The sequence below is a fragment of the Pseudoxanthomonas sp. UC19_8 genome, assembly GCF_042700505.1.
Taxonomy (GTDB): domain Bacteria; phylum Pseudomonadota; class Gammaproteobacteria; order Xanthomonadales; family Xanthomonadaceae; genus Pseudoxanthomonas_A; species Pseudoxanthomonas_A winnipegensis.
Genome location: NZ_CP170559.1, coordinates 3,830,989 through 3,840,000, shown reverse-complemented (window position 1 = coordinate 3,840,000; position 9,012 = coordinate 3,830,989). Strand labels below are relative to the sequence as shown.

Below are 9,012 nucleotides of genomic sequence, written 5' to 3'. Positions count from 1 at the left end.
GTCGCAAGGGTTCGTGTCGTCCGACCACATCCGCAGTCTGTTCGCGCAGGCGATGTCGGACATGTATCGCACCGAGGTGCCGCTGTACGGCACGCTGATGGAGCTGGTGGCGCAGGTCAACGCGCAGACGCTCCGCGCCGATCCCGCCCTGGAGGACCGGCTGACGCGCAACGACGAGCGGGCGCGACTGGATCAGGAGCGTCATGGCGCGATCCGGGTCGGCACGGCCGAGGAGCTGTCGATGCTGCGCCGGCTGTTCGCGGTGATGGGCATGGCGCCGGTGGGTTACTACGATCTGTCCGTCGCCGGGGTGCCGGTGCATTCGACCGCCTTCCGCCCGACCACGGCGCAGGCGCTGGCGGCCAATCCCTTCCGTGTGTTCACCTCGCTGCTGCGGCTGGAGCTGATCGACGATGCCGCGCTGCGCGCGCAGGCCGCGGACATCCTGGCCAGGCGCGACATCTTCACCGCTGGCGTGCGGGCGCTGATCGCGCAGTACGAACGCGATGGCGGGCTGGGCGAGGAGGAGGCCAGGCGCTTTGTCGCCGAGGCGCTGGAGACCTTCCGCTGGCACGGCGATGCGACGGTCTCGCGCGCCACCTATCAGGCCCTGAGCGACACCCACCGGCTGATCGCCGACGTGGTGTGCTTCCACGGGCCGCATATCAACCATCTCACGCCGCGCACGCTGGACATCGATGCGGCACAGGCGCAGATGCTGGCGCGTGGGATCGAGGCCAAGGCGGTGATCGAGGGCCCGCCGCCGCGCGCGGTGCCGATCCTGCTGCGCCAGACCAGCTTCAAGGCGCTGGAGGAGGCGGTGTCCTTCCCGAACGGCGAGGCGGCCGAGGCCGGCACGCATACCGCGCGCTTCGGCGAGATCGAGCAGCGCGGCCTGGCGCTGACGCCGAAGGGCCGGGCGCTGTACGACGCGCTGCTGGATCAGGCGCGCGATGCCGGCGCCGGCAGCACCGGTGCGGACTATCCGGCGCGGCTGGCGGCGGCGTTCGCGCAGTTCCCCGATGATCTGGACACGCTGCGGCGCGAGGGCCTGGGCTACTTCCGCTACGCGCTGACCGGGCGCGGGCGCGCGGCGCCGGCGGCCGAGCGCGATGCGCCGGCCGAGGTGCTGATCGCACGCGGCCTGGCCACGGCCGACCCGATCGTCTACGAGGATTTCCTGCCGGTCAGCGCGGCCGGCATCTTCCAGTCGAACCTGGGCGGGGCCGAGCAGCATGCCTATGCGGCCAATGCGCGTCGGGCCGAGTTCGAGGCAGCGCTGGGGGCGCCCGTGGCCGATGAGTTCGCGATCTACGCGGCGCTGCAGGAGGCCTCGCTGCAAAGCCTGCGCTGAAGAGCCTGACCGCCCTTCCACGGCGACGGTCGAGGTCGACAGGTCTCGCATCGCTGCGATCATGGGCAGTCACCACCGCAGTGCTCTGGTGCGCGGCGTTTAGGGCTTGGCTCCGGAACATCGTCACGATGGGGCTCGCCCGTCGCCGACGGGCCGCGTCGCATCCGTCGAGATGGCGGGCGCGTAGCCTGCGCACATGAGCAACTTCATCAAGGGCCGCGGCGCCGGCAGTCACCTGCCCGGCCGCTTCGAACGGACCGTCAGCCAGGCCGAGGATGACGGCTGGCATGCCGAGGACCGCGAGGAATTCGCCGCGCCGCGATTGCGCACGCAGGTCAGCGAGGAGACCGCGCGCAGCATCATCCGTCGCAACCAGTCGCCGGACGTGGGCTTCACGCAGTCGGTCAACCCTTACCGCGGCTGCGAGCACGGCTGCAGCTACTGCTTCGCCCGCCCCAGCCACGCCTATCTGAACCTGTCGCCGGGGTTGGATTTCGAGACGCGGCTGTTCGCCAAGACCAATGCGCCGGAGTTGCTGCGGCGCGAGCTGGCCAGGCCCGGCTACGTGCCCAGCCCCATCGCGCTGGGGATCAACACCGACGCCTATCAGCCGATCGAGCGCAAGCTGCGACTGACCCGTCGGCTGATCGAGGTCTTCGCCGAGACCCGCCACCCGTTCTCGCTGATCACCAAGAACGCGCTGGTCGAGCGCGACCTGGATCTGCTGGCGCCGCTGGCGCGCGACAATCTGGTCAGCGTGCACTTCTCGGTGACTTCGCTGGACCCGCGTCTGTCGGCGAGGCTGGAGCCACGCGCATCGGCGCCGCATGCGCGGCTGCGCGCGATGCGCACCCTGCACGAAGCCGGAGTGCCCGTCGGGGTGATGGTGGCGCCGGTGATCCCGTGGATCAACGACCAGGCGCTGGAAGCGGTGCTGGACGCGGCACGCGACGCCGGCGCCGAGACCGCCGGCTACGTGCTGCTCCGCCTGCCGCACGAAGTGGCGCCGCTGTTCCGTGACTGGCTGCAGGCGCACCATCCCGACCGCGCCGCGCACGTGATGAGCACGGTGCGTCAGGCGCGCGGTGGCAAGGACTACGACAGCGCCTTCGGCAAGCGCATGCGTGGCCAAGGAGTGTATGCCGACCTGCTGGCGCGGCGCTTCGCCTTGGCGCACAAGCGCCTGGGCTATGCCGATACTCCCCGCCGCAGCCTGGACTGCAGCCGCTTCGTCAGGCCGCTGCCGCCGCGGCCGGCATCGCCGCAGGGTGTGTTGTTCTGAGCGCTTGCGTTCGCGAACCGCAGCGCTGCCGATCTCGCCTCGCCACAGCCTTGCCGCGGCGCGGGATGCCTCACTGCAAAGCCTGCGCTGAGGGCTTCACGGCGCTTCCAGCCGCTCCCACGGCGGCGGGTCGCCCAGCCGGGCGGTCAGGAATTCGACGAACCGCCGCACCCGCGGCGGTTGCAGCCGCGCCGGGGTGACGGCGCTGATAGACGTGACCGGCGGGCGCCAGTCGGGCAGCACCGCGACCAGCCGCCCGGCGCGCAGGTCGGCGGCGACATGCCAGAGCGAGTGCACGGCGATGCCCTGCCCGGCGAGCACGGCCTCGCGCAGGACTTCGCCGAAATTGCTCTCGAAACGGCTGGCCATGCGCACGCGCACGCTCTGCCGGTCTGGGCCGACCAGGGTCCAGACATCCTGGCGGCCGTCGCGCCCCATCAGCAGCACGCCATCGTGGGTGGCCAGGTCGGCCGGCGTCCTGGGCGTGCCCATCCGGCGCAGGTAATCGGGTGAGGCACACAAGACACGCGCATTGGAGGCCAGACTGCGCGCGTAAAGGCCCGAGTCGGCCAGCGGGCCGATGCGGATGGCCAGGTCGAAGCCTTCCTTCACCAGGTCCACCAGGTGATCGCTCAGATGCGCGCTGACGCGCAGCCGGGGATGCAGACGCTGGAATTCCGGCAGGAGCGGCGCGACGTAGAGCATGCCGAACGACGCCGACAGGGTGACGCGCAAGGTCCCCGAGACCTGCTGGGCGCTTTCGCGCAGGTCCTCGCCCAGGGCCTCCAGATCGCGGACCAGCACGCGGCCGCGCTCGGCCAGGGCCTGGCCCTCGGGCGTGGGATGCAGGCGGCGCGTGGTCCGGTGCAGCAGGCGCACGCCCAGCTCGCGCTCCAGGCGCTTGAGCCGCTGGCTGGCCACGGCGGCCGACAGGTCCAGCTGACGGGCGGCGGCGCTGATCGAGCCCAGGTCCAGCACCCGCAGGAACAAGGCGATGTCGCCGACGCGGTCCATGGCCATTCTCAATGAAATATTGAAAGTGATTCAGCATAGCAGCGGTTTTTCTTGCGCGGTCTCAGGCGCAGGCTGTGGAGCTCCCCTCCCCAAGGCGCCCCCATGCCTGCCTCCTCGACTCCTTCGCGCATGCCGCTGGCGGTGTATGCGCTGACCGCCGGCGCCTTCGGCATCGGGACGACCGAATTCGTGATCATGGGCCTGCTGATGCAGGTCGCGACCGATCTGCACGTCGACCTCGCCAGCGCCGGGCTGCTGATCTCCGGCTACGCGCTGGGCGTGTTCGTCGGCGCGCCGGTGCTGACCGCCGCGACCGCACGCATGCCGCGCAAGGCGGTGCTGGTGGCGCTGATGGTGGTGTTCACCGTGGGCAACCTGGCCTGTGCGCTCGCCCCGAACTACGCCTTGCTGATGGCCGCGCGCGTGGTCACCTCGCTGGCGCACGGCACGTTCTTCGGCGTGGGTGCGGTGGTGGCGACCTCGCTGGTGCCGGAAGCGCGCAAGGCCTCGGCGATCTCGATCATGTTCACCGGCCTGACGGTGGCCACGCTGCTGGGCGTGCCGGCCGGCGCATGGCTGGGGCTGCACCACGGCTCGCGGGCGACGTTCTGGGCGGTGACGGCGATCGGCGTGGTGGCCACGCTGGTGATCGCGACCCTGGTCCCCCACGACCGCAATGCGCCGGCGCCGGGTTCGCTGCGCGAGGAAGCGGCGGCCGTGCTGCGCACGCCCGTGCTGCTGGGCCTGCTGATGACCGTGCTGGGATTCGGCGGGATGTTCACGGTCTACACCTACATCCAGCCCTTGCTGACCCAGGTGACCGGCTTCGCCGAGGCGGCGGTGTCGCCGATCCTGCTGGTGTTCGGGGTCGGCATGATCCTGGGCAACCTGCTGGGCGGTCGGCTGGCCGACCGCAGCCTGCGTCCGGCGCTGCTAGGGACGCTGCTGGCGCTGGCCGTGGCGATGGGGCTGATCGGCCTGGCGCTGCACAGCCGCTGGGCGATGGTGGTGTTGACCGGCCTGCTGGGCGCGGCGGCGTTCGCCACGGTCTCGCCCTTGCAGCTGTGGGTGCTGCAGAAGGCGCGCGGCGCGCAGAGCCTGGCCTCGAGCCTGAACATCGGCGCGTTCAACCTGGGCAACGCGCTGGGCGCGTGGCTTGGTGGCGTGGTGCTGGCGCGTGGCGCCGGCCTGACCGCGTTGCCGTGGATCGGCGCGCTGGTGCCGCTGTCCGCGCTGGTCGTGGCGGCCTGGGCGCTGCGTCTGGAAGCGCGCTCGGCCGCTGGCACTGCCTGCCCTCAACCCCTCGAAAGCGAACAGGCTCGCTGAGCCTGGTCACGACACTCCCTCTTCTCGATACAGGATCACGCGCATGTCGATGGAAACCCGACTGCTTGGCCGCTCCGGCCTCAAGGTGCCCGTGCTGGGCTTCGGTGCCGGCACCTTCGGCGGCAAGGGGCCGCTGTTCTCGGCCTGGGGCGATACCGGCGTCGAGCAGGCCAGGCGCCTGGTCGATCTGTGCCTGGAGGCCGGCGCCAATCTGTTCGATACGGCCGACGTGTACTCGGACGGTGCATCCGAGGAGATCCTGGGCGCGGCGCTGGCCGGGCGCCGCGAGCGGGCATTGATTTCGACCAAGACCGGGCTGCGTCTGGGCGCGGGGCCCAACGACGCCGGCGCCTCGCGCCTGCGCCTGCTGCGCGCGGTCGACGACTCGCTTCGACGGCTACGCACCGACTACATCGATCTGCTGCAGCTGCATGCCTTCGATGCGATGACGCCGGTGGAGGAAACCCTGTCCACGCTCGACGGCCTGGTCAGGGCCGGCAAGGTCCGTTACCTGGGCGCGTCCAACTACGCCGGCTGGCAGCTGATGAAGTCGCTGGCGGTGGCCGACGCGCGGGGCTGGAGCCGCTTCGTCGCCAATCAGACCTATTACTCGCTGGCCGGGCGCGATTACGAGTGGGAGCTGATGCCGCTGGGCCTGGACCAGGGCCTGGGCGCGGTGGTGTGGAGCCCACTGGGCTGGGGCCGCCTGACCGGCCGCCTGCGCCGAGGCGAGCCGCTGCCCGCGCAGAGCCGGCTGCACGACACGGCCGCGTTCGCGCCGGCGATCGGCGATGAGCGCCTGTTCGCCATCGTCGATGTGCTCGACGCGATCGCCGCCGAGACCGGCCGCACGGTGCCGCAGGTGGCGATCAACTGGCTGCTGCAGCGTCCGACCGTGAGCAGCGTGCTGATCGGGGCGCGCACCGAGGCGCAGCTGCGCGACAACCTGGGCGCGGTCGGCTGGTCGCTGACCGCCGAGCAGATCGCCCGCCTGGACGCCGCCAGCGCGGTGGAGCCGCCGTATCCGTATTACCCGTACTGGCGCGGACAGTTCGCCGAGCGCAGTCCGGTGGCGGTTGCCGCCGCCGCAACCACACCTGCGGCGATTTGACAAGCAGCCTGGGCGGAGTAGATTCGGGAAGGCGATGCTTCGTGAGCACGGAGCTGGCGGCTGCTTCGACCAACGCTCGTTTCCCTCGATTGACAAGGAGTTCGAAGATGGAACGCTCTCTTGCACGGTTATGCGCAGGCGCTCTCGCGCTTGCGAGTTTTGGCTGCGCCGCCACGGAACTGACCGTGGCCCGCTTCGAAGAAGGTGTGGTCCCTGTGCTGGTTTCGGTGAACAGCCAAGGCAAGATCACCCGGGTACAGGCTTCGCAGACCTTGAAGCCGTCGATGAACCGGCTGCTTCGCAAGAACCTCGATGAAGCCATCGTGGCGCCGGCGCTGCGCGACGACCATCCGGTCAACAGCCAGATGGTGCTGCGGATGAAACTGAATCTCACGCCGATGGAGGATGGCCGGTACGCCGCGAAGTTCGTGCCGGTGGATGGCAAGCAGGTGCCTTTCGGCGCCTGGTTCTGGCGACTCGATGGCGACCGCTATGCCTTGGTGGACGATTTCCGCGGCCCGTCCACGCCGCGCCAGGCCATGCCGCCGCAATTCAATCGCGAACTGCACACCCCGCCGTCGCCGCCTCCGCAGCAGCCCTCTCAGCCGCCCGCGACTTCCGGTTCAAAGCGCGCTTGACCGCCAGGACAAGCCTGCCAATGTGACCGGCCGCCCACGGCATGACCTTCGTGCCTGACGACGGTCATCAAGACTCTGCACACTAGGGGGCGCTCCGAGAGGAGCGCCTTCTTCGTTTTCCGCACAGAGTCCACGATGAGCCAGCACGACGACGATTTGCCCGAGTCCTCTCCCTCCGATCCGCAGCGCCGCCGGTTGCTGGGCGGGCTTGCCGCCGCGGGCGCCGCGCTGGGGCTGGGCGGCGAGGCCGCCGCCAAGACCGCCGGCACCGCAGCCGCCGCTTCGGCCAAGGCCGGCGGCCGCGCGGCCACGCCGGTCACCGATGCCCAACTGCGCGAGCAGGTGCAGACCATCGTGGTGCTCTATGCGGAGAACCGCAGCTTCAACAACCTGTTCGCCGACTTCCCGGGACTGCAGCAGCCGCTGAAGGCGCTCGATCCGGCCAAGGCGGTGCAGAAGGACCGCGACGGCACGCCGCTCAAGACCCTGCCGCCGATCTGGGACGGCATGGTCCCCGATGCCCAGGTGGTCAATCACCGCAGCTATCAGATCAAGCAGGAGGACATCACCGGCCTGCCCAACGCGCCGTTCGCGCTGCGCACGCCGGCCGGCGAGCCGCTGCCGCACGGCGTGGTCACGCGCGACCTGGTGCACGAGTTCTACCGCAACCAGATGCAGATCAACGGCGGCAAGAACGATGGCTTCGTCGCCTGGGGCGACACCGGCGCGCTGCTGATGGGGCACTACGCCGACACGGCGGTGAACCTGCGCCTGTGGCGGCTGGCCCAGCAGTACACGCTGTGCGACAACTTCTTCATGGGCGCCTTCGGCGGCTCGTTCCTCAACCACCAGTACCTGGTCGCCGCGCAGCCGCCGTTCTATCCGGACGCCGACAAGAGTCCGGCCAAGCTGCACATCGCCAAGACCGCCGACGGCAAGCCCGACGGCAAGGCGCTGATCCCGGCCGAGAACAGCCCGGCCAGCGCGATGGACGGCGTGGCCAAGTTCACCTCGCGCCCGACGCTGACGCCGGACTACTGGGCAGTCAACACGATCGGGCCGCCGTACTCGCCGGGCTTCAACGTGGACAAGGCCAACCCCGCGCTGGCCGATGCCAGCAGCGCCAACACCTGCCCGCCGCAGTCGCACAAGCACATCGGCGACATGCTGAGCGCCAAGGGCGTGGACTGGGCCTGGTACGCCGGTGCGTTCCAGGCGGCGCTGGACGGTATGGGCGACAGCAACGACGGCAGCTTCCCCAGCCATCCCAACTTCCAGGCGCATCACCAGCCGCTGAACTACTTCGCCTCGCTGGCGCCGGGCAGCGCGGCGCGCAAGCAGCACCTGCGCGATGGCGGCCTGGGCGAGACCGCGGCGACCAACAAGTTCATCGCCGACGCGCAGGCCGGCAAGCTGCCGCCAGTGGCGTTCTACAAGCCGCAGGGCAATCTCAACATGCATGCCGGCTACTCGGACATCGAGGCCGGCGACCGGCACCTGGCGGCGATCGTGCACGCCCTGCAGAACAGCCCGCAGTGGAAGCAGATGGTCGTGGTGATCACCTTCGACGAGAACGGCGGCTGGTGGGACCACGTGGCGCCGCCCAAGGGCGATCGCTGGGGGCCTGGCACGCGCATCCCCGCGCTGGTGATCTCGCCCTTCGCCAAGCGCGGGCATGTGGACCACACGATCTACGACACCGGCTCGATCGCGCGCCTGATCACGCGCCGCTTCGGCCTGGAGAAACTGCCGGGCCTGAAGCTGCGCGAGGACGCGATGGTCGCCGCCGGCGGCCCGCCGCCGGGCGATCTGACCGGCGCGCTGGATTTCAACCAGGCTTGAATCAGTCGTTGGCGGCCGCGGGCAGCGTTTGCGCCTGCTCGCGGGCGTCGAAGGCCTCGCGCGCCCGCTCGACGTCGGGCAGGTGCTCGCGGGTCCAGGCGTGCAGCGCCTCGAACGGCGCCTTGAGCGTGCGGCCCAGCGCGGTGATGCGGTACTCCACCGCGATCGGCGAGGCGGTGACCACGCGGCGCTCGATGATGCCGTTGCGCTCCAGCCGGCGCAGGGTCTGGGTGAGCGCCTTCTGGGTGATGCCTTCCAGCGTGCGCTTGAGCATGTTGAAGCGCAGCGGCTGGCGGCAGAGGGCGGCCAGCACCAGCACCGACCACTTGTCGGCGATCTGGTCCAGCAGCAGGCGGCTGGGGCAATCGGCGGCGGAGAGCACCTGGGGCTGTGGTGCGTGCATGGTGGTTTCCTCGGAGATACCTGGTCGCTTGAGGGTGCCTGA

At 70.2% G+C, this 9,012-nt stretch carries 8 protein-coding genes (1 of these 8 only partly in view); 6 read left to right on the top strand and 2 right to left on the bottom strand.

Annotated elements, in window-relative coordinates:
• Together ACFJIT_RS16975 and ACFJIT_RS16970 are read left to right on the top strand one after the other, a co-directional pair.
• Positions 1 to 1,354, top strand: the 3' portion of a protein-coding gene (locus tag ACFJIT_RS16975) for a VOC family protein (RefSeq protein ID WP_379654366.1). The gene continues 2 nt to the left of window position 1, outside the view; the window shows 1,354 of its 1,356 coding nt (coding positions 3-1,356); the start codon is cut by the window's left edge — 1 of its three bases falls inside, at position 1; it ends in the stop codon at positions 1,352 to 1,354.
• A 196-nt stretch (positions 1,355 to 1,550) separates the two neighbouring features.
• Complete coding sequence (locus ACFJIT_RS16970) at positions 1,551 to 2,636, top strand: PA0069 family radical SAM protein (protein ID WP_379654365.1); 1,086 nt, start codon at positions 1,551 to 1,553, stop codon at positions 2,634 to 2,636.
• A gap of 96 nt (positions 2,637 to 2,732) precedes the next feature.
• Here the strand turns inward: ACFJIT_RS16970 and ACFJIT_RS16965 are convergent, their stop codons facing one another.
• Positions 2,733 to 3,650, bottom strand: a complete 918-nt coding sequence (locus ACFJIT_RS16965; RefSeq protein WP_130532177.1) for a LysR family transcriptional regulator — start codon at positions 3,648 to 3,650, stop codon at positions 2,733 to 2,735.
• Positions 3,651 to 3,752: 102 nt separating this feature from the next.
• On the opposite strand from ACFJIT_RS16965, the gene ACFJIT_RS16960 reads away from it, so the two are divergent.
• The 4 genes from ACFJIT_RS16960 (at position 3,753) to acpA (ending at position 8,567) form a co-directional block, all read left to right on the top strand.
• Positions 3,753 to 4,976 (top strand): MFS transporter, encoded by a 1,224-nt coding sequence (locus ACFJIT_RS16960; RefSeq protein WP_379654364.1) that lies wholly within the window; start codon positions 3,753 to 3,755, stop codon positions 4,974 to 4,976.
• Positions 4,977 to 5,025: 49 nt separating this feature from the next.
• Positions 5,026 to 6,087 carry an aldo/keto reductase gene (locus ACFJIT_RS16955; protein ID WP_379655793.1) on the top strand — a complete coding sequence of 354 codons (1,062 nt, stop codon included), beginning with the start codon at positions 5,026 to 5,028 and terminating at the stop codon, positions 6,085 to 6,087.
• A gap of 107 nt (positions 6,088 to 6,194) precedes the next feature.
• The gene (locus ACFJIT_RS16950) at positions 6,195 to 6,725 is read left to right on the top strand and encodes an energy transducer TonB (protein ID WP_379654363.1); all 531 of its coding nucleotides are present in this window, start codon (positions 6,195 to 6,197) and stop codon (positions 6,723 to 6,725) included.
• A 135-nt stretch (positions 6,726 to 6,860) separates the two neighbouring features.
• Positions 6,861 to 8,567 (top strand): acid phosphatase, encoded by a 1,707-nt coding sequence (gene acpA, locus ACFJIT_RS16945; protein ID WP_379654362.1) that lies wholly within the window; start codon positions 6,861 to 6,863, stop codon positions 8,565 to 8,567.
• A gap of 1 nt (position 8,568) precedes the next feature.
• On the opposite strand, the gene ACFJIT_RS16940 is transcribed toward acpA, so the two are convergent.
• Entirely contained in the window at positions 8,569 to 8,970 is a 402-nt protein-coding gene (locus ACFJIT_RS16940) for a helix-turn-helix domain-containing protein (protein ID WP_130520245.1), read from the bottom strand.
• Between the last annotated feature and the right edge of the window lie 42 nt (positions 8,971 to 9,012).

Bases quoted from the DNA above. Each gene is read 5' to 3' on its own strand.
- ACFJIT_RS16965 (WP_130532177.1), bottom strand. From the start codon at position 3,650: ATGGACCGCGTCGGCGACATCGCCTTGTTCCTGCGGGTGCTGGACCTG.
- acpA (WP_379654362.1), top strand. From the start codon at position 6,861: ATGAGCCAGCACGACGACGATTTGCCCGAGTCCTCTCCCTCCGATCCG.
- ACFJIT_RS16955 (WP_379655793.1), top strand. From the start codon at position 5,026: ATGGAAACCCGACTGCTTGGCCGCTCCGGCCTCAAGGTGCCCGTGCTG.
- ACFJIT_RS16950 (WP_379654363.1), top strand. From the start codon at position 6,195: ATGGAACGCTCTCTTGCACGGTTATGCGCAGGCGCTCTCGCGCTTGCG.
- ACFJIT_RS16960 (WP_379654364.1), top strand. From the start codon at position 3,753: ATGCCTGCCTCCTCGACTCCTTCGCGCATGCCGCTGGCGGTGTATGCG.
- ACFJIT_RS16940 (WP_130520245.1), bottom strand. From the start codon at position 8,970: ATGCACGCACCACAGCCCCAGGTGCTCTCCGCCGCCGATTGCCCCAGC.
- ACFJIT_RS16970 (WP_379654365.1), top strand. From the start codon at position 1,551: ATGAGCAACTTCATCAAGGGCCGCGGCGCCGGCAGTCACCTGCCCGGC.